This is a genomic window from Bradyrhizobium sp. NC92 (assembly GCF_025200865.1).
Lineage (GTDB): Bacteria > Pseudomonadota > Alphaproteobacteria > Rhizobiales > Xanthobacteraceae > Bradyrhizobium.
In genome coordinates, this window is sequence record NZ_CP104171.1 from 6308240 (window position 1) to 6334995 (window position 26756).

Consider the following 26756-nt stretch of genomic DNA (forward strand, 5'->3'; position numbering starts at 1 on the left):
CCTTCATGTCTTTCGATTTCAGCAAGCTTCTTTCTGTCGCGTGGGGTGGCTGGACCACGACCTGGCCGACCGAACTCCTTGCCCTGATCTGGCTCGCCTTTCTCGCGAGTTGGGTCGGCGCCTCGTTCTGGCAGGGGCGGACCAAGAAGCAGGTCATGACGCTGGAGTCGCAGCGCTATAGTCTGCCGATCCTCGTCGGCGGCATCCTGTACACGCCATTCATTGCGGAGGTCATGGGCTGGAAGCCGCTTTGGGTGCTCGGCAACGCCGGCATTACCATCGCAGCGGTCCTCTCGGTCGCCGGAATTGCTTTCGCATGGTGGGGACGGCTGCATCTCGGCAAGTTCTGGTCCAACACCATCACCCACAAGGAAGACCACCGCGTCATCGACACCGGCCCCTACGGCATCGTCCGTCACCCGATCTACACCGGCCTGATCTTCGGCATGCTGGTGACCGGCGTTGCGATCGGCCTGGTGACGACGATCCTCGGCGCGATCCTGATCTCGCTCGGCATGTGGCAGAAGGGCCGGATGGAAGAAGTGTTCCTCTCGAAGGAGCTCGGCGAAGACGCCTATGGCGCCTATTGCCGCCGCGTTCCAATGATCATTCCGTTCACGTCGCCACGGTAAAGGCGTCACTCTCGTGTCCCCGGACGCGCTGCAGCGTGCAACGCTGCTGCGCAGAGCCGGGACCCAGACGGCTATTCATGCATGGGGCGAGATGGGCCCCGGCTCTGCAGCGCATCGCGAAGACGCGCTGCGCTGCGTCCGGGGCACGAGCACACGATCTTAGTCCCCAAGGAACCAGCCCTCCGCTCGCTCGTTGCCCCTCGACATCTGCCACCGACCGCAGAGCATCGAGCCATGTCGGACGCCTACGATTATTTTCGCGCGCACGCGATCGCCGCCGTCCGCAAGGCGCGGGCGCTGCCGCCCGGGCGGACGAAGCAGAAGCAGCGCACGGTGGCGCGGGTCTATCATCTGCTGTCCAGGGAAGCCGCGCTGGCGCCGAACATCCGTCACCTGGACGATTTTCGCGCGGCACGGCGGCTGGAGCGACAGATCGGTCGTTGATCTCCGGGCCGACGCCGCGACTGTCCCATGCAAATTCGATCGGCTGCCATTCCACGGGAATAGGCCTCTGCGGAGCGCCACACAGGTTGACGTCTGCCCCGTCAGCCAGTTGGATGCGCGCGCAACCGGGGGCCTGTTATGACGTTTTCCAGTATCTTCGCGCAGTTCGTCGCGTTCATCGGCGGCATCGCGCTGCAATGGCGCAAGATGACGGGCACCGAGCCCGCGCCGGCCTGGGGCGAGAAGCCCGCCATTCCCGAGGCGAAGCCGCAAGGCGCGATCCCCACCTTGAAGATGCCGACCGCACGCGGCTGGCACGAGGGCCAGAAGCCGATCGCTGCGCCCGGACTCGAGGTCAACGCGTTCGCGACCGGTCTCGATCATCCGCGCTGGATCGAGGTGCTGCCCAATGGCGACGTGCTGATCGCGGAAGCAACGCAGATCGCGGGCGCCCCGCGCAGCGTTTTCCACTATGCGATGCAGGCGACGATGCGCCGCGCCGCGGCGCTCGGCGACTCCGCCAACCGCATCACGCTGTTGCGCGACAAGGACGGCGACGGCGTTGCGGAACATCGCGGCGCCTTCATGGAGAACCTCAACCAGCCGTTCGGCATGGCGCTGGTCGGTGATACTTTCTACGTCGGCAACACCGACGGCGTGATGGCCTTTCCTTACGTCCCCAACGCCGACCGCATCACCGCAGCAGGCAAGCGGCTCACGACGTTCAAGCCCGCCGGCCACTGGACGCGCAGCCTGCTCGCCAGCCCCGATGGCAAGAAGCTCTATGCCGGCGTCGGCTCGCTCAGCAACATCGCCGAGATGGGCATGGAGGTCGAGCAAGGCCGCGCCGCCGTCTACGAGCTCGATCTCGCTGCCGGCACGCATCGCATTTTCGGCGCCGGCCTGCGCAATCCCGTCGGCCTTGCCTGGGAGCCGACGACGGGCGTGCTCTGGACCGTCGTCAACGAGCGCGACGGCCTCGGCGACGAGACGCCGCCCGACTATCTGACCTCGGTGCGCGACGGAGGCTTCTATGGCTGGCCCTATTGCTACTGGGGCAAGACGGTGGACGACCGCGTGCCGCAGGATCCGGCGATGGTCGCCAAGGCGATTCAACCGGACTACGCGCTCGGCGGCCACACTGCCTCGCTCGGCCTGTGCTGGATGCCCGCAGGCACCCTGCCCGGCTTCGGCGACGGCATGGTGATCGGCCAGCACGGCTCATGGAATCGCAGCAAGCTGTCCGGCTACAAGCTGGTGTTCATCCCGTTCGCGAACGGCAAGCCCTCCGGCCCCGGTCGCGACATCCTGTCGGGCTTCCTGTCCCCGGACGAGAAGGAATCCTACGGCCGCCCGGTCGGGGTCGCGATCGGTCCCGACAAGACGTCGCTGCTGATGGCCGACGACGTCGGCAACGTGATCTGGCGCGTGACGGGGGCGTAGGAGTTCACGTCCCCACACACAACGAGGCGCGCTGCTTGCGCAGCAGCGCGATCACCGACAGCGCCGTGATCAGGCCGGTCTTGGGATTCTCGGACGGGATGTTCTCGATACCCATCGAGAAGCGCGCGGAGTCCGCCTCGACCTCGATGCGGTGAACGTTGCGGCTCACGGTCGGGTCGGCCCAAACCTGGATCTGGGTGCGATCGGGCCCGATGCCCGCGAGCGACAGCGCAACGGCGACGTTGACATTCGCCGGAAAGCCCTTTGCGGCTTCGCGCGCGCTGCCCTCGAACAATTTCAGCGGTTCGCGCAGATTGTCGATGTCGATGTTGTTCTGAACGATGAACGGCGCACCCTTCAAGCCGTCGATCGGCTTGCGCGTCACCATCTTCACCGAATGAATAGTGCCGATTGCGGCGGCGTTGACGGCATCGAGGCCGATCAGCGCGCCGGTCGGCACCAGAATGCGGCCGCCATTGGCGCGGGCAAGATCGACGAGATCGAAATTATCGAGCAAGCCGCCGACGCTGACCACGACAGCGGCCCTGCCGCGCTTCACTGCCGGCTCGACGATCGCACGCAGCTGGCTGCTCGGCGCGCATTCGACCACGATGTCGGCGGCTTCGCCGAGCTGGTCGAGCGGCAGGATTGTCGGTGGGCGACGCAAGCTGTCGATGAAGGCTTGATGCTTGGCGGGATCCCGCACCGCCACGGCGGTGAGCGACAGGCCCTCGATGCCCTGATCGAGCGCGGTTGCAATCTTGGTGCCGATCGAGCCCAGCCCTGCAATGGCCACCCGCAATTCGCCCGAAGCCTTCTGATCCGTCATCACCATCCCTCTGTCTTGGCCTCTGTTTTGGCCGATGTCATAGCCGCTCACGCCTCCCGCGCATAGCTGCGCAGGCGGGCTTCCAGAACCGCCAGCATGGCATCGCGGGCCGGATCGCGCGAGCCGCGCAGCCAGGCGGCGGCAAGCGGCAGGCGGCCGACCGGCCCGCTCTGCCTCGGTCGAAGCGGCACGAAGCGCACACCGGTCACCGCCATCCGAGCGGTCCAGCGCGGCACGATTGCGACCCCGAGCTTCGTTGCCACGAGGTTGATGATGGTCTGCTTCTCGTCGGCGACCTGCACGATGCGCGGCGTCAGGCCGGCCTGCTCGAACAGCTTGACCGTGAGGTCGTGACTGTGCGGCCGCGAGCGGCGATCCGGCACCAGCATCGCCTCCTCGGCGATATCCGTCAGCGTGATCGCTTTGCGCCCCGCCAGCGCGTGCCGGCGCGGGAACGCAACGATCGCGCTCTCCTGGAGCAGGTCGCGGAATTCAAGCCGCTTGTCCGGCCGGTCAGGCGGACGCACGAAGGCGAGATCGAGCGCACCGGTCAAGATCTTCGGCAGCAGCCGGACAGTCTTGTCTTCGAGGAGCTGCACCGCGATGTCGGGATGCCTGGCGCGGAAATCGCGCAGAAGCGGCGGCAACAATCCGGCCGCGGCGCTGTCGATGGCACCGACCCGCAGCCGCCGCGCGGTCCCCGCGCGCGAGCGATTGCGGAGGTTGCTCTCGACCGCCTCGACCTTGGCGAGGATGGCGCGGGCATCGCGCAGCAGCGTCGTGCCGTCCTCGGTGAGCGACACCGCGCGCGTCGTCCGCGCAAACAGCCGCGTTCCCAGATCCTCCTCCAGCAGCCTGATCTGCCGGCCAAGCGCAGAAGGCAGCATCTGGAGCTGCTGTGCCGCGCGGCCGAAATGCAGCTGCTCGGCCGTCGCCACGAAGCATCGAAGCTGATGCAATTCCATTTGCCGGTCCTCTCGTCTCAGCGAGGATTATATCATTTTTTTGTATAAACCAGCACCGATTGAGTTTGCCCTGCACTCCCGTCTAGATTCGCCGGCGACGCCGACCGCCGAATATGTCGGCACGATCTCTCCCGCGGAGCTTTCCATGCGCACCCATTCGATCGCAGCCATTCCCGCCGACGGCATCGGCCCCGAGGTGATCTCGGCCGGTGTCCGCGTGCTGGAGGCCCTGGCCAAGCGCAGCGGCGACCTCTCCTTCAACGTCAAGACGTTCGACTGGGGCTCGGATTATTACAAGAAGCACGGCGTGATGATGCCGGCGGACGGTCTCGGCGAGCTGAAGAAGTTCGACGCGATCTATTTCGGCGCGGTCGGCGCCCCCGACGTGCCCGACCACATCACGCTATGGGGCCTACGCCTGCCGATCTGCCAGGGGTTTGATCAATACGCCAATGTGCGGCCGACCAAGATCCTGCCGGGCGTCGCCTCGCCGCTGCGCAATGTCGGCGTCGGCGATCTCGACTGGGTGATCGTGCGCGAGAACTCGGAAGGCGAATATGCCGGCATGGGCGGGCGCGCCCACAAGGGCCTGCCGGAAGAGGTTGGCACCGAGGTCGCGGTGTTCACCCGCGTCGGCGTCACCCGCATCATGCGCTATGCATTCCAGCTCGCGCAGTCGCGCCCGCGCAAATTCCTGACCGTCGTAACCAAGTCGAACGCACAGCGCCACGGCATGGTGATGTGGGACGAGATCGCGGCCGAGGTCGCCGGCGAATTCCCTGATGTGACCTGGGACAAGATGCTGGTCGACGCCATGACGGTGCGGATGACGCTGCATCCGAAGAGCCTCGATACCATCGTCGCGACCAACCTCCACGCCGACATCCTCTCCGATCTCGCCGGCGCGCTGGCGGGAAGCCTCGGCGTCGCGCCGACCGGCAACATCGATCCGCAGCGCCGCTTCCCCTCGATGTTCGAGCCGATTCACGGCTCGGCCTTCGATATCACCGGTAAGGGCATCGCCAACCCGGTCGCGACGTTCTGGACCGGCGCGCAGATGCTCGAGCATCTCGGCGAGAAGGAGGCCGCCTCGAGGCTGATGGCCGCCGTCGAGCGCGTCTGCGCCGCGGGCGTGCTGACGCCGGATGTCGGGGGCAAGGCAACGACGAAGGAGGTCACGGACGCCGTGATCGAAGCGATCCACGGATCGAATGTGTAGTCTTCGTCCTCTCTCCGCTTCCGGGCAGAGGCGAAGAACGTGCTATCTCCGCCCCGCCGGTGCCGCCGGCGGCGTGGCCATCGCGGCGGCCGGCTCTGGCGGTGTCAGATGGCGGGGGACGATGATGGTCTGGCCCGGCGTCAGCTGCGCGTTCTCGGGCAACGAGTTGCTCTGCGCCAGCGTCCACAGCGGCACGCGGTTGGCTGCGGCGATGCTCTCCATGGTGTCGCCGCGGCGCACCGGCACCCGCACGCCGCTGTCCCACAATTCGACCAGCGTATCCGCCGGCACCAGATAGCGCAGCGGCACGGCATCGGCCTGCGTCTGCGGCGGAATGCGCGGCAGCTGCGTCACCATCCCGACGATCTGACGATGGATGTCGTCGGACTTCTCGATGTTGATGTGGCTGACGCGCGCGTTTTCCTTGAGGTCATAGCTGGCGTAATGGCCGCGAAAGCCGGGGACAGCCACGACGTCGCCGCCGCCGAGCACGCTGTCGGACAGGAAGATGTTGATGAAGCGCTCGACGTTGAGGGGAACATCGCCGGTCGCGTGCGCGGGATCGATGGCAATGACGAGGCTGATCGGGATGTTCTCCTTGGCCGCCATCTCGGAGATGACGATCGAGCACAGCCCGCCCATGGAATGGCCGATCAGCACGATCGGCGCCGCCTTCTCCCTGTAGCTGGCGATGGCGCGGTTGCCGATCAGCCGGCACAGGGTGAATTCGTAGACGTCGGCCGAGAAGCCGGCCTGCGTCAGCTTCTCGCCGAGCCGATCCATGCCGGTCGAGAAGATCGGGCCCATGGCGCCGCGAAACAGATAGACCTTCGGCGGCGGCAACGGCTCGAACGGCGGGGGCGGCGGCGCGGCGGGGACCGCCGCAATGGTCTTGGACTTGGGCGGAGAAGCCGCGGCCGGGCCCGTGCCGAGGGCGAGCAGCACAATTGCTGCCAGCACGATCAGGCGCCTTGGATCAACCATCCGTTCAGAAGTCCTACCACCGGAGGCGGCGCCTCCCCTTGCGGTACTTCTTGACCGCGGAATTGGCAGATTTTGCGGCGCCGAAGCGTAGCGTTCCGGTCTAGTTCCTCGCCGGAGCCGCCGCCGCCGCCCGCGCGGGCCGCGGTGTGCCGGGCTCCGCAACGGGGGCAGCCGGGGCGCGCGAGCGCATGATTGCGGCGTCGATCTCGGCGATGACGCGGCGCTGGATCGCCTCGTTCTTGTCGATCGAGATGTGGCCGACGCCGGTGCCGCGGACATCGACATTGTCGAGCTTGCCGCGAAGGCCGGCCGCGGCCCGCACCGGCTCGCCAGGGCCGTCACCGATATAGATGTTGATGTAGCGCTCCGCGCCGGTCGAGAGCTTGGTCTTGAACACGGAATCGAGGCCGATCGCGAGCTTCACGGGCACGCCGAGCTGGTTGAGCTTGGCAATCATGTCGGGCAGCGCGGTCGCACCGGAGGAATGGCCGACCAGGATGATGGTCTTGAGCCGCCCGGCCTTGTAGGCAGCCGCCGCTTCATCGGCGAGCGAGGACCAGGACACGAAATTGGCGACGGTCACCGGGACGCCCTGCGCCTGGAGGCGGGCACCGATCGTGTCGAGGCCGAGCGAAAAGATGTTGAGCACGCCGCGGAGCAGATAGACATGCGTGGTCGCCGCCGCGGCCTGGCTCGGCGCCGCTTTGGCGGTGGTCGGGCTGATGGCAACAGCTGACAGCAGGAGCAGGCCCATCGCCCAGGCACGGAGGGCGGACAGCTGGCTGGCGCCGGCGGTGTGACGGCCGTTCGGTCTCATCGATCTTTTCCCCGGAGACAATACGCTTCGCGATTGGCCGGAATCGTAGCCACGGCGCGCTCGCAGACGCAACAAAGAGCCGCGTGAGCGCCAATCTTAGCAGCAAGCCGTGGCCATAGCGCAACACTTGCCTGGAACATGCCTCTTAAGCGCCTGTTTTGAGACCATTTTTCTCCGGGGAATTGCGGAGGGACAACAGCGTTCCTATTTCAGGGCTCCGCCGACCTGCCTGGATGGTCCGGCCCCTCCCCAGCCTTTGCTCCTCAGCCTTACGGCCATCATGTCTTCCATCATCTCCGTCGCCAATCTGTCGAAGACCTATGGGTCCGGCTTCAAGGCGCTCAAGAACGTCAATCTCGACATCAAGCGCGGCGAAATTTTTGCGCTGCTCGGCCCCAATGGCGCCGGCAAGACCACGCTGATCTCGATCATCTGCGGCATCGCCAATCCGAGCGAGGGCCGTGTCCTCGTCGGCGGCGAGGACATCCAGACCTCCTACCGCAAGGCCCGCTCGCTGATCGGCCTCGTGCCGCAGGAATTGCACACCGACGCCTTCGAGAGCGTGTGGGCGACCGTGAGCTTCTCACGCGGCCTGTTCGGCAAGCCGAAGAACCCCGACCACATCGAGAAGGTGCTGAAGGCCCTCTCGCTGTGGGACAAGAAGGACAACAAGATCATCACGCTCTCGGGCGGCATGAAGCGCCGCGTGATGATCGCCAAGGCCTTGTCGCACGAGCCGCAGATCCTGTTCCTGGACGAGCCGACCGCCGGCGTCGATGTCGAGCTGCGCAAGGGCATGTGGGAGGTGGTGCGCGGACTTCAGCAGTCCGGCGTCACCATCATCCTCACCACGCATTACATCGAGGAAGCCGAGGAGATGGCCGACCGCATCGGCGTCATCAACAAGGGCGAGATCGTGCTGGTCGAGGACAAGACGACCTTGATGCAGAAGCTCGGCAAGAAGCGGCTGACGCTGCATTTGCAGAACAAGGTGACGTCGTTGCCGGATAGTCTCGCGCATTACGAGCTCGAGCTCTGCGATGAAGGCGCGACGCTGGTGTACGATTACGACACAAAGGGCGAGCGCACCGGCATCACCAGCCTGCTCGGCGACCTCCGCACCGCCGGCATCCGCTTCAACGACCTCGACACGACGCAATCGTCGCTCGAGGACATCTTCGTCGACCTCGTGAGGACGTCATGAACCACCGCGCCATCCGCGCCATCTATCTGTTCGAAATGGCGCGCACCTGGCGAACGCTGCTGCAAAGCATCGTCTCGCCGGTGGTCTCGACCTCGCTCTATTTCGTGGTGTTCGGCGCCGCGATCGGCTCGCGCATCAGCCAGGTCGAGGGCGTCAGCTACGGCACCTTCATCGTCCCGGGCCTGATCATGCTCTCGGTGCTGACGCAGAGCATCGCCAACGCCTCGTTCGGCATCTACTTCCCGAAATTCACCGGCACGATCTACGAGATCCTGTCGGCACCGATCTCCTATTTCGAGATCGTGCTCGGCTATGTCGGCGCCGCTGCGACCAAGTCGATCATCCTCGGCCTGATCATCCTGGCGACCGCCGGACTGTTCGTGCCGCTGCACATCCATCATCCGATCTGGATGCTGGCCTTCCTGGTGCTGACGGCGGTGACGTTCAGCCTGTTCGGCTTCATCATCGGCATCTGGGCCGACGGCTTCGAGAAGCTGCAGATGATCCCGATGCTGGTGGTGACGCCGCTGACCTTCCTCGGCGGCAGCTTCTATTCCATCGACATGCTGCCGCCCGCCTGGCGCACGGTCGCGCTGCTCAACCCGGTCGTCTACCTGATCTCGGGCTTCCGCTGGAGCTTCTACGAGATCGCCGACGTCAGCGTGTCCGTCAGCATCGGCATGACGCTGGCCTTCCTGGTGATCTGCCTGGTCGTGATCTGGTGGATTTTCCGAACTGGATACCGGCTCAAGAACTGACCGCGCGGTGCTCGCGAAAATGTCAGCGCCGCCAGCCGGCGCGGCACAAAGCGGCCTTGCTTACGCCTGGCGCCACGTTAACGATGGACAGGCAGGCCGCTGGAACCAACGCCGCGCTGCAGGCATAATGCACGCCGGGGGACGGAGAGCCGCGGCGCCAGCATGAACAGGCCGGAGGCCAGAAGTCAGATGCGTTCGTTTTTAATTGCTTTTACATCCCTGATGCTTTTGAGCGTAGGCACCGCGCAGGCCAAGGTCGAGATCACCGTCGACAAGGACAATCAGCAGATGACCGTCGCGGTCGACGGGGTCGCGCGCTACCGCTGGCCGGTGTCGACCGGCATCCCCTCGCGCGAGACGCCGAATGGCGCCTTCCGCGCCTTCCGGATGGAAGAGGACCACTATTCCAAGGAATTCGACGACGCGCCGATGCCGCACGCGATCTTCTTCACCAAGGTCGGGCACGCCATCCACGGCACGGACTCGGTCGGCCGGCTCGGCTCGCCGGCATCCCATGGCTGCGTGCGCCTGTCGCGCCAGAACGCCTCGACGCTCTATGCGCTGGTGCAGCAGCAGGGCGTGCTCAACACCACGGTGACGCTGACGGGCTCGGCACAGGTGGCGCTGGCGCGCAATCCGCGCGGCCGCAATGCCAATGCGGTGGCCCGCGCCCCGCAGCCTGCTGAAGAGCAATACGCCACCACAGGCGCCCCGGTGAACCTGATGCCGCCGGCGCAGCCCGAGCGGCGCTACATGCCGCAGGACGACAACTACATCTACCCGGCCGACGGCAGCGACACCGGCGCGCGCTATCCGGCGCCGCGCCCGATCACCCGCCCCTATGGCACGCAGGCCTATCAACAGCTGCCGCAACCAACATACGACCAGGGCTACGGCCAGCAGGGCTACTATCATCAGCCGCAGGCCCGGCAATATTATCAGCCGCGCAGCTATTATTATCAGAACTGACGCAGCCTGAACGCGACGCCGGGCGCTGCAGCGAATCAAATCGTGCTGACGCGCCGGCGCCGCGGTGGACCGGACAACTCCAGGCCGGCCTGGGCAGGAATCGAGCAGCTCCCCGACGCAGGAAGGCAACAGTCCCCAACCTTCAACGCAGCGGCGCCCCGGCCAAATTGACAAGCTTGGGGTCGCCCGTATTGTCGTTCCCATTGTTTCTGGGAAATGACATGACACGCGAGCAGATTTCGGATTTCTGCGTTACCGCGCTGGCCAATATCCTGCGCATCTCCAGGGATCGGGTCGACACCGGCACCAAATTCAACCGCCTCGGTCTCGATTCGGCGATGCTGGTCTACCTGATGATGGAGCTCGAGGAGAAGCTCGACATCGAACTGTCGACCGACGACTTTTACGACCATCCGACCGTTGAGGCCTTGTCCCGGTTTCTTGCCGACAAGCGCGCGATCCGACCGGCCGCCTGACACGGCCTGAACCGGCGCAATCCGATGGACACTCCCCGCTCGCTCGTGGCGCTCCTGGCCCGGCGCGCGGCGGAGCAGGCCAATGACCGCGCCTATGTCTTCGTCTCCGACCGCGGGACTGAAGAAGCTGCCCTTACCTTCCGCCAGTTGCGCGATTGCGCAAGTGCGCTCGCGGCGCGCCTGACCGCGGTCGCGCGCCCTGGCGACCGCGCCATCCTGGTATTTCCACCCGGTCTCGAATTTCTGGTGGCGTTCTTCGGCTGCCTGATGGCCGGCATCATCGCCGTGCCGATGATGATGCCGCGGCGAAACGGTGCGCGCGATGCCAGCGCCGCAATTCTCGCCAACTGCACGCCAGCGGTGGCGCTGACCAGTTCAGCCCTCTCGCTTCGCGGCGATCTGCAAACGCGCTTCGCACACGAGAACATCCGATGGATCGAGGTCGATCTCGGTCCGGCGACCCTGGCACCGGTCGCGCTGGCGGAACCGGCGGCGGACGACATCGCCTTCCTGCAATACACCTCCGGCTCGACCTCCGAGCCGAAGGGGGTGATGGTCAGCCACGCCAATCTGCTCGCAAATCTCGAGATGATCCGGATCGCGCTCGGCAACACCAGGCGATCGACCTACGTCAATTGGGTGCCGCTCTACCACGATATGGGGCTGATCCTGAACGCGCTGCAGACGCTCTATGTCGGGGCGACCTGCGTGCTGATGGCGCCGAACGCGTTCATGCAGCGGCCGCTCGGATGGCTGCGCGCGATCTCGCACTATCGCGCGGAAGTGGCGTGCAGCCCCAATTTCGGCTTCGACCTCTGCGTCAGCCGCTACCGCGCCGACCAGATGGACGGCATCGACCTGTCCCCGCTGAGGATCGCCCTGAACGGCGCCGAGCCGGTGCGCGCAGAAACCATCGAGCGGTTCGCCGCGACCTTCGCGCCGCACGGCTTCGATCCGCGCGCGATGTATCCGGCCTACGGCATGGCGGAAGCGACGCTGCTCATTTCAGGGGGAACGCGCGGCGGCGGTCATCTGACGCGTCGCGTCAGTCCCGCGGCGCTTCAGGCGCATAGAGCAGAGACGGCCTCGGAAGCTGACGATGCGCAGATCGTGGTCGGCTGCGGGCGCGCGCTCGAGGGTGAGCAGATCGCCATCGTCGATCCCGGAAAATGCACACGCCTGCCCCCCGACTGCGTCGGAGAGATCTGGGTCAGCGGCGCCAACATCGCCCGCGCCTATTGGCGCAACGATGACGCGACGAACGAGCTGCTCAACGCGGAGATCGCCGGCGAGCACGGCGCATGGCTGCGCACCGGCGATCTCGGCTTCCTCGATGCAAGCGGCGAGCTGTTCGTCAGCGGCCGGATCAAGGACCTCATCATCATCCGCGGCATCAACCATTATCCGCAGGACATCGAGCGCACGGTGCAGTCGCTGGACGAGGGCTTGCGCGCAAACTGCGGCGCAGCATTCTCGGTGCCGGACGAGGGCGGTGAAGAAACGCTCGTCATCGTGCAGGAGGTGGAGCGCACGGCTCGTCACAAGATCGACAGGGACGAGATCAAGGACCGGATCCGAGAGGCCATTGCCGACTGTCACGAATTATCCGCGCGCCACATTGCGCTGATCCGGCCCGGTGCCCTGCCGAAAACCACCAGCGGAAAGATCCAGCGCAGGCTGGCGCGCAAGCTCTGGCTCGATGCGGCCTTCGACGAAATCGGCTGACCTGCTCAGAAATCGATTCTCGCTTTCTCGCCGTCGCGCAGGCTCGCGACAATCCCCTGCTCGATCTTGCGCGCCAGCACCAGGCGGTAGTGGATATAGTCCACGAAACTGGCGCGATCGCGCGTGAGCTCGTTGTCGACGCGATAGCTGACGAAGTTGCTGCGCGGCCGCCCGGCCACGACCTGTGCGAGCGCGGCATCGCAGGCGTTGCGCTCCAGCTCAGCTTGCGTGCCGGGCTTTGCCACGGTGGCAGCGAAGGTCGGCGGCACGATGATGACGACGGGCACGTCGACCGGCAATTTGCGGACGACGTCCTTGAGGGCCGCGATCTCGGGGAACACCGCTCGCGCCTCCGCAGAGGCCACGGGCGCGGGGTCTCTCGGAGCATTGGTCTCCTTGAATTGGCCGGGCGGCCAGATGTCCTCGTAGCTGACAAAGCCGTCACGGTTCATGCGCGGTCGCAGGCCGAGCCCGATGCCGATGCGTTGGAAGACCTGCTCGATCGCCTGCCAGGAAATCAGCCGCACCGCATAGGTGACCACGCTTGCGTCATAGAGCCAGTAGGGGAACGGAACGCCCTCCTCCTTCGGCCGGGCATGCACACACCAGCCGGGATCGGCGGCGATGACCAGCGCGCCAACCTTTCGGTGATTGCGCAGGAAGAAATCCAGCACGGCGAGCTGCTCGCGTGGGCTCGCACCGGTCATGTAGAGCTGGACGAAGCGGAACTCGCTCGCGCGGGACAATTCCGCCGGCTGGATCAATTGCCCGGTCGAATTGCCGAGGATGACGGAGTCGAAGCTCGCATCGCGTGCGCGGCTCGCTGCCGTGATTTGCGTCAGACGATTGTCAACCCCCTCGATGCCCAGCAGGCCGAGCTTGCCGCTGTCATAGGGATCGACCGCGACCATCAGTGCGACCACCAACAAAGCGGCGCCCGAGAGCGTGCCGAGGCACGCCAGCAGGCTCCGTCCCCAGCCGGGATCGGTCTCAGAACTTGAAGTAGACGAATTCATGCAGATCCCGACCACCCATGTGGAGTAGCAATGCGAACAATCCGATGCCGAGCAGACCGGCGAGCCACGGTTTGGGACGGCGCGTGAGCATCGCGACGATGTCCTGGCTCGCCGGCAGCAGGAAAGCGAACAGCGGCGCTGCGATCAGCGGCCATAGATGCTTGCCGCGCTCGAGCGGCAGCGGTGAGATCAGTCCCGAAAAGACATGCCAGGCCGCCTCCAACGATCCGGCGCGAAAGATCACGCCGGTCGCCAGCACGAACAAGACGGTGAGCGCCCAGCCGAGCCATGACGGAAACTCCGGCCCATACCGGCGCCACAGCGCGCAAGCCACCAGCGCGAAGCCATGCAGCACGCCCCACAGCACGAAGGTCCAGCTCGCGCCGTGCCAGAGGCCGCACAGCGCCATCGTGATCATCATCGCGCCGAAGAACTGGACCGGCAAGAAGCGGCGCGGCAACAGGCGCAGATTGACCAGGGGATAGAAGACATAATCGCGCAGGAACAACATCAGCGTGATGTGCCAGCGCTGCCAGAAATCCTGGATATTGGTCGAGCGCAACGGCGCATTGAAATTGTAGGGCAGCTGCACGCCGAACAAGAGGCCGAGGCCGATCGCGATGTCCGAATAGCCGGAGAAATCGAACAGGATCTGGAACGAAAAGCAGAAGGCGAGCCAGGCATCGCCGCTCCGCAGCGGTCCGCTTGCCGCCTGCGCATAGATGGGATCGAGCAGATGCGCGAGGCCGTCGGCGATGACGACCTTTTCGAACAAGCCGAACGCGATGAAGCACATGGCGATGCAGAATTGCCGCTGCCAGCCCGGCACGTAGACCTGCCGGCCGAACTGATGCATCACCTCCGACCAGCGCGCCAGCGGGCCCGCGATCGCCTGCGGAAAGAAGGCGATGTAGAGCGCGTAACGGTCGAGCGCATAGAGCGGCGCCTTGCCGCGCTTCAGATCGACCAGATACATGATGTGGTGAAAAGTGAAGAAGGAGATGCCGAGCGGCAGCCCGATGTCGAGTGCCGGAAACTTCGTATCCAGCACGAATGCAAGATTGGCGAGCAGGAAATTGGCGTATTTGAACAGCGTTAGAACCGCGAGATCGAGCACCATCACCAGCGTCAGCACCGCCGGCCATTTCACCCGTCCGTAGGCCACCGAAGCGAGCCAGTTGATCGTGATGGAGGCGATCAGGAGCAGGATGAACGATGGGCTGCCCCAGGCATAGAAGGCGAGCGACAGCGCGACCTGCACGCCGATCCGCAGATGCGGATAAGGGTCTGCCAGGCGGTAGATCAGCAAGGCCGCAGGCAGGAAGACCAGGAGAAAGGGATAGTCGTTGAAGAGCATCGGATCAAAGCTGCGCCATCACCGGCCCTCGCGCCGGCCGGTGATGCTCAGCCCGCCTCCAGATCGGGGGCGGCATCGCCCGGCTGCCGCAGCATGCGCCGAGCGATCTTTTCCTCGCTCGGCACCTTGACGTCCCAGGCGAGCCCGAGCGCTTCCAGCGCGCGGATGAAGATGAAGCCGGGATCGAACTCGAACCAGCGCAGGCCGAAGGCCGCCGAATACGGGAAGGCGTGATGGTTGTTGTGCCAGCCCTCGCCCCAGGCGAGCCAGGCCATCATGCCGAGATTGCGGCTGTTGTCGTCGCGGGTGACGAAGGGCTGTGCGCCGAAGCTGTGCATGACCGAGTTGATGGCAGACATGGTCTGCTCGACCACGAACATCCGCACCACGCCGCCCCAGAGAAAGCCGGTCAGCGCACCCCACAGGCTCATCGTCGCCAAGCCGCCGATCAACGCGGGCAGCAGCAGGCCGAGGCCGACCCAGCTGTAGTAATGGCTGTTGACCGCAACCAGCCTGCGGTCCGCCATCAGGTCCGGCACGTAGTGGGCGACGTTGGGATAATCATGCGCGATCATCCAGGTCAGGTGCGCGTGCAGGAAGCCGCGCAGGCGGCCGAGCAGACCGTCACCATGCAGTCGCGGCGAGTGCAGGTCGCCGTCATGATCGGACAGCTCGTGATGCCGCCGGTGCATCGCGGCCCAGGACAGCATGGGGCCGCGGCCGGCCATCGAGCCCATGACGATCAGGATCGCGCTCATCGTCGTGGAGGTCGCGAAGGCGCGGTGCGTGAACAGGCGGTGATAGCCGACGGTGAGGCCGAGACCCGTGATCAGCCAGAAGCCGAACAACAGTCCGAGCTCCATCGCGCCGATCGGGCGGACAATCAACAGGCCCAGCGCAACCAGCGTGCCGATGAACGGCAGCACATCGAAAATGATGAAATGCCGCCGCTGCATCCTGTGGAAGTGCCGGCTGCGGATGATGCGGTGATCGCGTTTCTGTTGCACGGTCGGGCTTCCAGGTCGGCTCATATGACTACATACAAGCCTGGCGGGCGCAACCCAAGCCGCGGCACCCAGGGTTTCAACAGCCGCGAAAGCCCATAGAATAGGCGAGCGACGCAAAATGCGTTCAAATCCGGTCCTTTCCGCTTGCCCCTCGAGGCCCCATGCCGTCACCTGTTGCAACCATTCTGACTGTGATCTCGATTGTGATGGCGGGACAGGCCATGGGATCCGATCTGGCCTTCGACCTCGAGGCGCATCGCGGCGGGCGGGCGCTGTTGCCGGAAAACACCCTGCCCGCCTTTGCTCATTCGCTGACGATGGGCGTGGACACGCTGGAGCTCGACGTCGGCGTCACCGCGGACGGCGAAGTGATCGTCTCGCATGAGCGCGGGCTCAATCCCGATCTCGCACGGCGGCCCGATGGGGCCTACATCGCTCCGCCCGGTACCCCTTTCGTCAAGCTGCGGCTCGACGAGGTCAGGACCTATGACGTCGGCCAGATCCGCCCCGAGAGTGCCTACTCACGCCAATTCCCCGACCAGCGTGCGCTGCCGGGGACGCGCATTCCCAGCTTGCGCGAGCTGTTCGCGCTGGTGCGCAAGTCCGGCAACACGCAGGTGCGCTTCAACATCGAGACCAAGATCGATCCGAACCATCCGGATGAAACGCTGGATCCGCAGGCCTTCGTCGCGAAGCTGCTCGGGGTAATCGAGACCGAAGGATTCTCCGACCGCGTCATGATCCAGTCGTTCGACTGGCGGACCCTGCTTCTCGTGCAGCAGCAGGCGCCAAAGATCCCGACCGTGTACCTGACGCTCCAGCGCGGCTCGGCCCCGACGGTGGCCCTCGACAAGGCGACGAGCTGGACGGCGGGGTTCAGCCCGGCCGATCACGCCGGCTCGCTGCCGCGGACGATCAAGGCCGCCGGCGGCGCGATCAGGTCGCCCAATTTCGGCGACGTGACCGCGGCGCTGGTTTCCGAGGCCCATGCACAGGGACTTCGCGTCGTGGTCTGGACGGTGAACAAGCGTGAAGACATGGCGCGGATGATCGAGATCGGCGTCGACGGCATCATCTCGGACAGGCCGGACCTGCTGCGGCAAGTCGCCGGCGAGAAGGGGATCGCGCTGCCGGCGGGGACGCCGGTGGCGCCGTAATCAATCTCGTGTCCCGGACGCGGCGCGGCATGCAATGATGCGACGCAGAGCCCGGACCCAGAATTGTGGGCCCCGGCCCTGCAGCGCACCGCACCGGACGTTGCTTCGCATCGCCGGGGAAGCGCTGCGCTGCGTCCGGGGCACCAGACCATTCGTGGCGCCCCCTACTCCCCGTCCTTCCAACGCCGATACAGCGCGCCCAGGATGTTGGAATAATCGTCGGTCCAGACCCGCGCCCTGTCGTCGGCCTCGGTCAGCTCCCATTGCTTGGAGGATGCGAGCCTGCCAACATCGGCCTCCTCGCGCGCGGAGATGACGACGTCGGTGGAGAAGATGTAGTCACCATCGCGGCCTGAATCCTCGTTGAAGACCCAGCTCTTGAGATCGTTGGCGTCCGCAATGCCGACCACGACGGTCTCGAGATCCAGATGCCGGTTGGAGACGTGCATCACCACGGCACCGTGCGGTGCGAGCTTGTCCTTGTAGATCTTCATCGCCTCTTCGGTCGCAAGATGGATCGGGATCGCATCGGACGAATAGGCATCGACGATGATGAGATCATAGGCGCCATCGGGCTCCCTGGCGAAGGTGAGGCGCGCATCGCCGATGACGGGCTTCATGTCCGGCATGCAGCTCGATATGTAGCGGAAATTCCTGGGGTCACGCGCCGCGTCGACCATGGACTGGTCGATCTCGAAAAAGGTCCAGTTCTCCCCCGGCTCGGCGGCGCAGGCGAGCGTGCCGGAGCCGACGCCGATCGCGGCGACCTTCAGCGGCGCGCCCTTGCGCTCGCGGATCGCGCTGACGGCCTGACCGATGCCGCCGTCCTTGTGATAATAGGTGATCGGCTCGGGCCTGCCGGCGACCGGCGTGCCGTCGTTGTTGCGGAAGCGCTCGGCGCCATGAATGGTGGTGCCGTGCATCAGCACGTGGAAATAGCCGCCCGGCGTCACCACGATCTTGTGCACGCCGAAGAAGCTGCGCACGGTCGTGACGCGGCCCTCGTCTGCGGGATAAACGCGGATCAACGCCAGCGCCAGCGCGACGGTGGCAAAGATCTTCCAGCGCCCGGCATTGAGGATCAACGCGAGCAGCGCGGCGAGCACGCCGACGGCGCCGGCGACCCAGACGCGATGATCCTCGAACCAGGTCGAGAGGCCGCCCGTCGTGTATGACGGCACGATGAGCGCCAGTGCGAGCGCGGCGAGCGCCAGCCAGTACCATCTGACGACGCCGGCCAGCCGCTCGTTCGCGGACGGACGGCACAGCGCGGCAAGCGCGATCAGGATCGGATATTCGGCGATCCACGAGAAGGTGAAGGGCGCAACGAGCCCCGCGAACAAGCCACCGACCATGCCGCCGAACGACAGCGCAACATAGAAGCCGGTGAGATATCTGGCGGCAGGCCGCGTCCGCGCCAGCTCGCCGTGGCAGGCCATGGCAATGACGAAGAAGCAGAGTTGATGCCCGCCGAGCGTCAGCAGCAGGTTCTGCTCGCCGCCGAAAGCCAACAGGACGACGACGCCAGCGATCGCGACGGGCTGGAGCATCAGCATCCATTTGTGCGGCAGCAGCGGCCGCGACTGGAACACGACGACCCAGGTCAGCAGGTACAGAGACAGCGGCAGCACCCACAAAAGCGGCGCCGCCGCCACGTCGGTCGAGATATGCGCGGTGACGGCGATGAGCAGGCCCGAGGGCACGGCGGCGAGGAAGATCCAGCGCAGCCGCGTCGAGAGGCCTGGCGCGGGTGCATTCACGTCCTCTGCCCGCGCGTCGGCCACGGCCAGCTTCGGCGAACGCAACAACAGCACGCCGCAGGCGCCGATGAGGAGGATCAGCAGGCCATAGCCACCGGTCCAGAACCGGTTCTGCATCTGCAGCGTGAACATCGGCTCCAGCAGGAACGGATAGGACAACAGTGCAAGGAAGCTGCCGATATTGGAGGAGGCGTAGAGGAAATAGGGATCATGGCCCGCCGGATGGCCGGTGCGGACGAACCAGGCCTGCAGCAGCGGATTGTTGGCGGCGAGCGCGAAGAACGGCAGCCCGATCGAGACCGCGAACAGGCCGAGCAGCCAGATCGCGTAGCCCGAAGCCGGCGGCTCGCCATAGGCGGAGGCGATGCCGAGCGGCAGCGTGGCGAAGGCGGCGAGCAGCAGCACCAGATGCACCGCCACGGGGACGATCCGGTTCCGTGCCTGCATCAACAGATGCGCATAGGCATAACCGGCCAGCAGCAGCGACTGGAAGAATACCATGGCGACCGACCACACCGCCGGCGAGCCGCCGAGCCGCGGCAGCACCATCTTGGTGAACAGCGGCTGCACCGAGAACAGCAGCAGCGCGCTGACGAAGATCGCAGCGGTGTAGACCGTCAGCAGCAGCCGGTTGCGCGACGACGACGGCTGCTCCGTGGCGGCGGGTTGCACGATCGAATCCATGAATGCTCCGGCTCACACCCGGCGGGCGCCGGACCGCGCGCAATGGAGCACAAGGCGCCTGAACGGGCAATAAAGTGTGGCGTGATGTTGCAGCAAGGAATGCTTGATATAGAGATGTCATTCCGGGGCGCCTCGGAGAGGCGAACCGGGATCTCGAGATTCCGGGTCTGGTCCTTCGGACCATCCCGGAATGACAGTGGAACAACTTGAATCCCTCATGACGGAAACCGACGTCGTCATCATCGGCGCAGGCCATAACGGCCTCACCTGCGCGGCCTATCTCGCGATGGCGGGTCTGCGCGTGCGCGTGGTCGAGCGGCGCAAAGTGGTCGGCGGTGCGGCGGTGACGGAGGAGTTTCACCCCGGCTTTCGCAATTCGGTCGCGGCCTACACCGTGAGCCTGCTCAACCCGCAGGTGATCCGTGATCTCAGGCTCGCCGAGCAAGGCCTGCGCATCGTCGAGCGGCGTGCGCAGAATTTTCTGCCCGCGCCGGATGGCAGCTATCTCCTCACCGGCGAGGGGCGGACGAAAGCTTCGGTGGCGCGGCTCAGCGCGCATGATGCGGAAGCCCTCGACGGCTTCACGCGCGAGCTGGAAGACATCGCCGACGTGCTCAGGCGGTTCGTGCTGCGCGCGCCGCCGAACCTGCTCGACGGCTTCGGCACAAATGCGATCCGCGAGGCCGTGAACGCTTTACAGAGCGCCAACATTCTGCGCGGCCTGACGCTGGAACAAAGCCGCAGCCTGCTCGATCTGTTCACGCGCTCGGCCGGCGAGATGCTGGACGAACGTTTCGAGCACGATCTGGTCAAGGCGCTGTTCGGCTTCGACGCCATCGTCGGCAACTATGCCAGCCCCTACGCCGCCGGCTCGGCCTATGTGATGCTTCATCACGCGTTCGGCGAGGTGAACGGCAAGAAGGGCGTCTGGGGCCACGCCATCGGCGGCATGGGCGCGATCACGCGGGCCATGGCACGCGCGGCACGCGACCGTGGCGTCGTGATCGACACGGATGCCGGCGTCCGCGAGGTCATCGTCGAGCGCGACCGCGCCGTCGGCGTCGTGCTGGAGAACGGCTCTGCGATCCGCGCGAAATATGTCGCGGCCAACGTCAATCCAAAGCTGCTCTACACGCGCCTGATCGCGGCCGAGGCTCTTCCGGCGGACTTCCTCGCCCGCATCCGGCACTGGAAGAACGGCTCCGGCACGTTCCGCATGAACGTGGCGCTGGACCGCCTGCCCTCCTTCACGGCGCTATCGGGCGAGGGCGATCACCTCACCTCCGGCATCATCCTGGCGCCGAGTCTCGGCTATATGGATCGCGCCTGGCTCGACGCGCGCGCCCATGGCTGGAGCCGCGAGCCCGTGGTGGAGATGCTGATCCCCTCAACGCTCGACGACACGCTGGCCCCGGCCGGCAAGCATGTCGCGAGCCTGTTCTGCCAGCATGTCGCACCAAGGCTTCCCGATGGCAGGTCCTGGGACGACCATCGCGAAGAGGTCGCCGATCTCATGATCGCGACGGTGGACAAATATGCCCCGGGTTTTGCGGCGAGCGTGCTCGGCCGCCAGATCCTGTCTCCGCTCGATCTCGAGCGGCAATTCGGGCTGCTCGGCGGCGACATCTTCCACGGTGCGCTGACGCTGAACCAGCTGTTCTCGGCGCGGCCGATGCTGGGCCACGCCGATTATCGCGGGCCGCTGAGAGGCCTCTACCATTGCGGCTCCGGCGCCCACCCCGGCGGCGGCGTCACCGGCGCCCCCGGCCATAACGCGGCGCAGGCGATCCTGCGGGATCACCGCTCGCTGTTCGGAAGCCGTGGATAGGCCTGTGGATGGGTTGTGGACAGGCTGTCGAAAGGTCTGTGACCGGCCAGAGGATGTCCGGCGAGACGGTCGGGAGCGAGCCTGGGAAAGCCGGTGGAAAATCGGCGGGGCAATCGCGGAAAGAGTGGCGGACAGGGCCCTGACAAGCAGGCGGATAAGCTGTGCAGCCCTTCGAAGACCGCGAGCCCCAAAAGACCTCGCCCACCAGGGGAAACCCCTAGCGGGCGGTGATCAGGAATAGCCTTTGAAGAAAATAGCCCCCGCTTTGAAATGGCGGCGGAAATTACTTCAAGGAGGTGCTAATCGAAGTGAACTTCTCGTTCATGGTGGTGCCCAGCCCGTTCACCACGGTAATGATCGCCAGGGCGATGCCCGCGGCGATCAGGCCGTATTCGATCGCGGTTGCACCGGACTCGTCCGACCAGAACTTTTGAATCATGCGCTTCAAGACTCGCCTCCGTTTCAATTCCAAGCTGTGTTGGTTCGATTCCACATCCGGGAATGTACGGGGAACCCACTTCAGGCGGGTTAACCTGCGAACCGCAACTTGTCCGGAAAGTCACCCGCAAAAGTTCCAAAAATTGAACTCAACGGAACCCTGAATGCAGCCTTCCCCCACCCATCGCGCCAGTTTTTCGATCGGCAGCGAAGCCGACGCCAAGCGCGTCGTCGATGTGCTCACCGAGGTGTTTTTCGACGGCGATGCGGCGGTCGCCGCCTTCGAACGGCCCGACGGACAATGGGACGTGACGCTGCATTTCGCCGATGAGCCGGATCAGGCATGGCTAGCCGAACTCGTTGCAACTTCAGCAGGAAATGAGATTGCGGCGACGCTCGTCTTCGACACGGTCGAAGCCAAGGACTGGGTCAAGGCCAGCCTTGAAGATCTCGTCCCGGTGCCGGCCGGGCGCTTCGTGGTGCACGGCAGCCACGATCGCGACCGTGTGGCGCCGAACAAGCTCGCCATCGAGATCGAGGCGGCGCTCGCCTTCGGCACCGGTCACCATGGCACGACGCGCGGCTGTTTACTTCTGCTTGACCATCTCCTGAAGAGTTCCCGCCCGAGGAACCTGCTCGACCTCGGCACCGGCACGGGCGTGCTGGCGATCGCGGCCGCGAAGGCGCTGCATCGCGCGGTGCTGGCCTCCGACATCGATCCGCCCTCGGTGCGGGTGGCGGCTGAGAACGCCACGCTGAACGAAGTTGGCAACCATGTGCGGGTGATCCGCGCCACCGGCTTTGCCGCGCCGGATTTTGCGCGTGCGGGGCCGTTCGACCTAGTGCTCGCCAATATCCTTGCCAATCCGTTGCGGCAATTGGCGAGCCCGATGGTGCGGCACCTTGCGCCTGGCGCCCGCGTCATCCTCTCCGGCCTCTTGACGCACCAGGCGCCCGCCGTGATCGCCGCCTACCGCGCGCGCGGCCTCGTGCCGGTGCGACACCTCAGGATCGAGGGATGGAGCAGTCTGTTGTTGCGGAAGCTCTTGTAGGGCGGGCAAAGCGACTTGCCCGCCGTAGCTCGAAGAGCGAAGGCGGAAGCGTGCCCACCATTCTTTCTACAATCGCGTCATTTTACAATCGCGGAATGACGGTGGGCACGGCGCTCTGCGCCTTTGCCCACCCTACAAAATCTCGCGCTACTCCGCCGGCTTCTCGTCGCGGCGTGACGCGCGCTGCCCCTGCAAGGCACGCCTCGCGCGGCGCTCGGCGAAACGGTCGATCATCTGGCTGATGAGGCCGCGCGGCTTCTTCGGTGTCGGAGTTGTCGGGGCGCGGCGCGCCGGCGGCGAAATCTTCTCAAAGGTGAACGCTGGCATCGTGTGTCCCCTCGCCGTTGAGATGAACCACCTGCTCGAATTTCCCTGTCATCCGGACGAAGCGCAACTGCCGCATCCTTTACTCCACTCAACTCGAATGGAACTATTCAAGCACAGTCCATGCCAGATGCGCCGCAAATGCGTCTACATTGCGGACTGATCCCCATGATCCTAAAGTGATCCACCATGTTCGAAGCGCACTTCCAGACATTCGAGGAGCCGGAGGCCGGCATCGCGTTGGCGGCACGGCTGGCCGCACTTCGCGAAGAGCTTGCCCGTCGCAAGCTGACCGGCTTCGTCGTGCCACGTGCCGATCAGCAGCAGAACGAGTATGTGCCGCCATCGGAAGAGCGGCTCGCCTGGTTGACCGGCTTCACGGGCTCGGCGGGGCTAGCCGTGGTTCTGTCGCATGAGGCTGCACTGTTCGTCGACGGCCGCTACACGCTGCAGGCCGCCAAGCAGGTCGACGCCAAGGCGTGGGTGGTGGAATCGCTGATCGACCCGCCGCCGGAGAGCTGGGTGGCGGCGCATCTGAAAGCCGGCGACCGCCTCGGATTTGATCCGTGGCTGCACACATTTTCGGCAGCCGAACGACTGTCCGCGGCCTGCGCCAAGGCCGGCGCCGAGCTGGTCGCCGTCGACAGCAACCCGATCGACGCAGTCTGGCAGGACCGGCCGCAGCCGCCGCTCGCCCCCGTCGCGGTGCACAGCCTCCAGCATGCCGGTGTCCCTGAAGCGGAGAAGCTGGCGCAGATCAGGGCCGAGATCGCCAAGCTCGGCACCGATGCGCTGGTGCTGTCGGACAGCCACGCAGTGGCCTGGACCTTCAACATCCGCGGCGCCGACGTCGCCCATACCCCGCTGCCGCTGTCCTACGCCTTGGTGCCGAAAGAGGGCCGTCCCACCATCTTCATCGACCACCGCAAGCTCTCCAACCTCACACGCGACCATCTCGAGCAGTCCGCCGACGTGCGCGAACCGGACGCCATGGCGCCGACGCTGATGGCGCTGGCCAAGAGTGGTGGATCGATCGCGCTCGACAACGCCACCGCCGCCGACGCACTCAGCCGGCTGATCACGGGCGCCGGCGGCAAGCCGGTGCGCGGCAGCGATCCGGTTGCACTGCTCAAGGCGGTCAAGAACGCGACCGAGATCAAGGGCACCAAGACGGCTCATTTGCGCGACGCTGTGGCGCTGGCGCGCTTCCTCGCATGGATCGATCGCGAGGCGCCAAGCGGCAAGCTCACCGAGATCGACGCGGTCGAGGCGCTGGAAACCTTCCGCCGCGACACCGGCGCGCTCAAGGACGTCTCGTTTCCCACCATCTCCGGCACCGGCCCGAACGGCGCCATCGTGCATTACCGCGTCACCCGCAAGAGCAACCGGCGGATCGCGTCCGGCGATCTCCTGCTGATCGATTCCGGCGCACAATATGAAGACGGCACTACCGACGTCACGCGCACCATGGCGGTGGGCGAGCCGATGGATGAGATGCGCGACCGCTTCACCCGCGTGCTGCGCGGTCACATCGCGATCGCGCGCGCCGTCTTTCCGGACGGCACCACGGGCGCGCAACTCGACACGCTGGCGCGGCAATATCTCTGGGCCGCCGGGCTCGATTTCGAGCACGGCACCGGCCACGGCGTCGGCAGCTATCTCTCGGTGCACGAAGGACCGGCGCGAATTTCGAAGCTCGGCACCACGCCGCTGAAGCGCGGCATGATCCTGTCCAACGAGCCCGGCTACTACAAGACCGACGGCTTCGGCATCCGTATCGAAAACCTCGAGCTGGTCGTCGCCGCCGAGGTCAAGGGCGCCGAGAAGCCGATGAACGCGTTCGAGACGCTGACCCTGGCGCCGATCGACCGCCGCCTGATCGATGTCGCGATGCTGAGCCGCGACGAGCTCGATTGGCTGAACGCCTATCATGCCCGCGTGAGGGACGACGTGCGGCCGGCGCTGGACGAGGCGACGAAGGCCTGGCTCGATCAGGCCACGGCGGAGCTGAAGGCGTAGTGCGCATAGCGCCACGCGGATTGTGCAAGGCTGTTACGACACGATAGGTGTCATGCCCGCGAAGGCGGGCATCCAGTACGCCGCAGCCCCTCGATGAATCATTACCGTCTCTGGAATACTGGATTCCCCGCCTTCGCGGGGAATGACACCGAACTTTCAGCGAAGCGCCCAAACGATCGCCATCGTGCCCTCATCATAACCGTCCCGAAATCCGAATAGCCGCATTCCGAATCGCCGATATCGGTCTTGCGTGGGCACGCTACAGTTGATTCGAATTCGGACGACGGACGACATATGCACGGCATGATCAGCAGGCCGCCGGACGCGGCGACGAAAAACATCGCGACTTCGCGCCTGGTGTTGCTGCTGCTGGTCGTGATGACCGGGGTCGCGCCGATCTCGCTCTACATCCTGGTTCCGGCACTGCCGGTGCTGGCGACGAATTTCGGCAGCGACATCTCGATCGCGCAGATGACGGTGTCGCTCTACATGGTCGGCATCGCGCTGTCGCAGCTGATCATGGGGCCGCTGTCGGACCGGTTCGGGCGGCGGCCGGTGCTGCTGGGAGGGCTGGCGCTGATGGTGGTTGCCAGCATCGGCTGCATTTTTGCAGAGACCCTGCCGCAATTGATCGCCGCACGCTTCTTCCAGGCGCTCGGCGGCGCATCCGGCATGGTGATTAGCCGAGCCATCATCCGCGACATCTACGAGCGCGACCGCGTCGCCTCGATGATCAGCCTCGTGGTCGCGGCGCTGATGATCGGGCAGATGGTCTCGCCGCTCACCGGCGGCCTGATCGAGACCGCGTTCGGCTGGCGCGCGATCTTCTACGCCATCACCATCGCCGCCATCGTCGTTGCCGTCGGTATCGCCTTCGCGCTGCCCGAGACCCGCCGCAGCCGCAGCGCCGGCAGCGGCTTCCGCGGCGATATCGGCACGCTGATCCGGAGCCGCGCCTTCGTCGGCTATGTGATGTGCCAGGTGCTCGCGTCCCAGATCATCTTCACCTTCGCCGGCGGCGGGCCCTACATCGTGGTGACGCAGATGGGCCGCAGCAGCGCCGAATACGGCGCCTGGTTCGCGACGACGGGCTTTGCGTTTCTGGTCGGCAATCTGCTCTGCGTGCGTTTTGCGCCGCGCCATTCGTTGGAGAAGCTGATCTGGTTCGGGCTCGCCCTGCAGCTCTGCGGCAGTTTTGCGAACCTGCTCTGGAGCTTCGTCGGCTGGAACGAGGCGCCCGCCTGGCTGTTCGGCACCCAGATGATCGTGATGGCCGGCAACGCCTTCGTGATGGCGAATTCCGCCGCCGGCGCCATCAGCATCCGTCCCGAAGCAGCCGGCACCGCCTCGGGCGCGATGGGCTTCCTGCAGCAAGGCATTGGCGCGCTGATGTCGCAGTTCGGCGCCTATCTCGGCGGCCACTCCGCAACGACGCTGCCGCTGACATCAGCGGTTCTCGCGATCTCCCTGCTCTGCGCCGGCGTGATGATGTTCGTCGTGCCCCGCCGCGAGATAGTGCCGAGCGAGGCGCTGATCGAGCAGGCCGAGGAGGACGAGACGGGGATGATGTGAGGGGCGCTGCGCGCGCCGCACCCGTCTTTGCGAGGAGTCTGAAACGAAAGAGGCGGGGCTGGGCCCCGCCTCTCTCA

Annotated in this window: 24 protein-coding genes; 14 read left to right on the plus strand and 10 right to left on the minus strand. The window is 65.5% G+C overall.

Going from position 1 to position 26756, the window contains the following annotated elements; all coding sequences use genetic code 11:
- Nucleotides 1-5 precede the first annotated feature (5 nt).
- The 3 genes from N2602_RS29715 (at nt 6) to N2602_RS29725 (ending at nt 2519) form a co-directional block, all read left to right on the plus strand.
- Nucleotides 6-632: an isoprenylcysteine carboxylmethyltransferase family protein gene (locus tag N2602_RS29715; RefSeq protein WP_260380281.1), complete on the plus strand. Its 627-nt coding sequence runs from the start codon at nt 6-8 to the stop codon at nt 630-632.
- A 234-nt stretch (nt 633-866) separates the two neighbouring features.
- The gene (locus N2602_RS29720; RefSeq protein WP_025038081.1) at nt 867-1076 is read left to right on the plus strand and encodes a hypothetical protein; all 210 of its coding nucleotides are present in this window, start codon (nt 867-869) and stop codon (nt 1074-1076) included.
- A 138-nt stretch (nt 1077-1214) separates the two neighbouring features.
- Nucleotides 1215-2519: a sorbosone dehydrogenase family protein gene (locus tag N2602_RS29725; protein WP_260380282.1), complete on the plus strand. Its 1305-nt coding sequence runs from the start codon at nt 1215-1217 to the stop codon at nt 2517-2519.
- A gap of 4 nt (nt 2520-2523) precedes the next feature.
- On the opposite strand, the gene N2602_RS29730 is transcribed toward N2602_RS29725, so the two are convergent.
- Both N2602_RS29730 and N2602_RS29735 read right to left on the minus strand, forming a co-directional pair.
- A complete protein-coding gene (locus tag N2602_RS29730) occupies nt 2524-3348 on the minus strand; it encodes an aspartate dehydrogenase (protein WP_260380283.1) in 825 nt (274 codons plus the stop codon).
- A gap of 47 nt (nt 3349-3395) precedes the next feature.
- Complete coding sequence (locus tag N2602_RS29735) at nt 3396-4313, minus strand: LysR family transcriptional regulator (protein WP_212259114.1); 918 nt, start codon at nt 4311-4313, stop codon at nt 3396-3398.
- Nucleotides 4314-4458: 145 nt separating this feature from the next.
- On the opposite strand from N2602_RS29735, the gene N2602_RS29740 reads away from it, so the two are divergent.
- Nucleotides 4459-5532 carry a tartrate dehydrogenase gene (locus tag N2602_RS29740; RefSeq protein WP_260380284.1) on the plus strand — a complete coding sequence of 358 codons (1074 nt, stop codon included), beginning with the start codon at nt 4459-4461 and terminating at the stop codon, nt 5530-5532.
- A gap of 42 nt (nt 5533-5574) precedes the next feature.
- Here the strand turns inward: N2602_RS29740 and N2602_RS29745 are convergent, their stop codons facing one another.
- Together N2602_RS29745 and N2602_RS29750 are read right to left on the minus strand one after the other, a co-directional pair.
- Nucleotides 5575-6516: a LysM peptidoglycan-binding domain-containing protein gene (locus N2602_RS29745; protein ID WP_172787486.1), complete on the minus strand. Its 942-nt coding sequence runs from the start codon at nt 6514-6516 to the stop codon at nt 5575-5577.
- Between the two features lie 100 nt (nt 6517-6616).
- Nucleotides 6617-7333, minus strand: coding sequence for a hypothetical protein (locus N2602_RS29750; protein ID WP_260380285.1), 717 nt, complete (start codon nt 7331-7333; stop codon nt 6617-6619).
- Nucleotides 7334-7613: 280 nt separating this feature from the next.
- Here N2602_RS29750 and N2602_RS29755 point away from each other — a divergent pair, with 280 nt between their 5' ends.
- From N2602_RS29755 to N2602_RS29775, 5 genes are all read left to right on the plus strand, one after another.
- Nucleotides 7614-8537, plus strand: a complete 924-nt coding sequence (locus N2602_RS29755; protein ID WP_172787488.1) for an ABC transporter ATP-binding protein — start codon at nt 7614-7616, stop codon at nt 8535-8537.
- Nucleotides 8534-9295: an ABC transporter permease gene (locus N2602_RS29760; RefSeq protein ID WP_260372074.1), complete on the plus strand. Its 762-nt coding sequence runs from the start codon at nt 8534-8536 to the stop codon at nt 9293-9295. The genes N2602_RS29755 and N2602_RS29760 overlap by 4 nt, the downstream gene beginning before the upstream one ends.
- Before the next feature lie 162 nt (nt 9296-9457).
- Nucleotides 9458-10264 carry a L,D-transpeptidase gene (locus N2602_RS29765; RefSeq protein ID WP_260380286.1) on the plus strand — a complete coding sequence of 269 codons (807 nt, stop codon included), beginning with the start codon at nt 9458-9460 and terminating at the stop codon, nt 10262-10264.
- A 221-nt stretch (nt 10265-10485) separates the two neighbouring features.
- Nucleotides 10486-10740, plus strand: coding sequence for an acyl carrier protein (locus tag N2602_RS29770; protein WP_172787491.1), 255 nt, complete (start codon nt 10486-10488; stop codon nt 10738-10740).
- A 24-nt stretch (nt 10741-10764) separates the two neighbouring features.
- Nucleotides 10765-12465: a fatty acyl-AMP ligase gene (locus tag N2602_RS29775; protein ID WP_260380287.1), complete on the plus strand. Its 1701-nt coding sequence runs from the start codon at nt 10765-10767 to the stop codon at nt 12463-12465.
- A 5-nt stretch (nt 12466-12470) separates the two neighbouring features.
- Here N2602_RS29775 and N2602_RS29780 read toward each other — a convergent pair whose 3' ends face one another.
- Genes N2602_RS29780 through N2602_RS29790 form a run of 3 tightly spaced genes read right to left on the minus strand, consistent with a single transcriptional unit; the run spans nt 12471 to nt 15845 of the window.
- Nucleotides 12471-13481, minus strand: a complete 1011-nt coding sequence (locus N2602_RS29780) for a hypothetical protein (RefSeq protein ID WP_260380288.1) — start codon at nt 13479-13481, stop codon at nt 12471-12473.
- Entirely contained in the window at nt 13456-14838 is a 1383-nt protein-coding gene (locus tag N2602_RS29785) for an MBOAT family protein (protein WP_260380289.1), read from the minus strand. Before N2602_RS29785 ends, N2602_RS29780 begins: the two co-directional genes overlap by 26 nt.
- 47 nt (nt 14839-14885) lie before the next feature.
- Nucleotides 14886-15845: a fatty acid desaturase gene (locus N2602_RS29790; protein WP_260380290.1), complete on the minus strand. Its 960-nt coding sequence runs from the start codon at nt 15843-15845 to the stop codon at nt 14886-14888.
- A gap of 221 nt (nt 15846-16066) precedes the next feature.
- Between N2602_RS29790 and N2602_RS29795 the strand changes: the two genes are divergently transcribed.
- Nucleotides 16067-17002 (plus strand): glycerophosphodiester phosphodiesterase, encoded by a 936-nt coding sequence (locus tag N2602_RS29795; protein WP_260380291.1) that lies wholly within the window; start codon nt 16067-16069, stop codon nt 17000-17002.
- 164 nt (nt 17003-17166) lie between these two features.
- Here N2602_RS29795 and N2602_RS29800 read toward each other — a convergent pair whose 3' ends face one another.
- Nucleotides 17167-19446 (minus strand): fused MFS/spermidine synthase, encoded by a 2280-nt coding sequence (locus N2602_RS29800; protein ID WP_260380292.1) that lies wholly within the window; start codon nt 19444-19446, stop codon nt 17167-17169.
- A 217-nt stretch (nt 19447-19663) separates the two neighbouring features.
- Between N2602_RS29800 and N2602_RS29805 the strand changes: the two genes are divergently transcribed.
- Nucleotides 19664-21274, plus strand: a complete 1611-nt coding sequence (locus tag N2602_RS29805; RefSeq protein ID WP_260380293.1) for an NAD(P)/FAD-dependent oxidoreductase — start codon at nt 19664-19666, stop codon at nt 21272-21274.
- Between the two features lie 283 nt (nt 21275-21557).
- Here N2602_RS29805 and N2602_RS29810 read toward each other — a convergent pair whose 3' ends face one another.
- Nucleotides 21558-21713 (minus strand): Flp family type IVb pilin, encoded by a 156-nt coding sequence (locus N2602_RS29810; RefSeq protein WP_085968950.1) that lies wholly within the window; start codon nt 21711-21713, stop codon nt 21558-21560.
- Between the two features lie 163 nt (nt 21714-21876).
- Between N2602_RS29810 and N2602_RS29815 the strand changes: the two genes are divergently transcribed.
- Nucleotides 21877-22764: a 50S ribosomal protein L11 methyltransferase gene (locus tag N2602_RS29815; RefSeq protein WP_260380294.1), complete on the plus strand. Its 888-nt coding sequence runs from the start codon at nt 21877-21879 to the stop codon at nt 22762-22764.
- Nucleotides 22765-22911: 147 nt separating this feature from the next.
- Here N2602_RS29815 and N2602_RS29820 read toward each other — a convergent pair whose 3' ends face one another.
- Nucleotides 22912-23091, minus strand: coding sequence for a hypothetical protein (locus tag N2602_RS29820; protein WP_172787499.1), 180 nt, complete (start codon nt 23089-23091; stop codon nt 22912-22914).
- 186 nt (nt 23092-23277) lie between these two features.
- On the opposite strand from N2602_RS29820, the gene N2602_RS29825 reads away from it, so the two are divergent.
- Nucleotides 23278-25107 (plus strand): aminopeptidase P family protein, encoded by a 1830-nt coding sequence (locus tag N2602_RS29825; protein WP_260380295.1) that lies wholly within the window; start codon nt 23278-23280, stop codon nt 25105-25107.
- Between the two features lie 294 nt (nt 25108-25401).
- Nucleotides 25402-26679 carry a multidrug effflux MFS transporter gene (locus tag N2602_RS29830; RefSeq protein WP_260380296.1) on the plus strand — a complete coding sequence of 426 codons (1278 nt, stop codon included), beginning with the start codon at nt 25402-25404 and terminating at the stop codon, nt 26677-26679.
- The last annotated feature ends 77 nt before the right edge of the window (nt 26680-26756 follow it).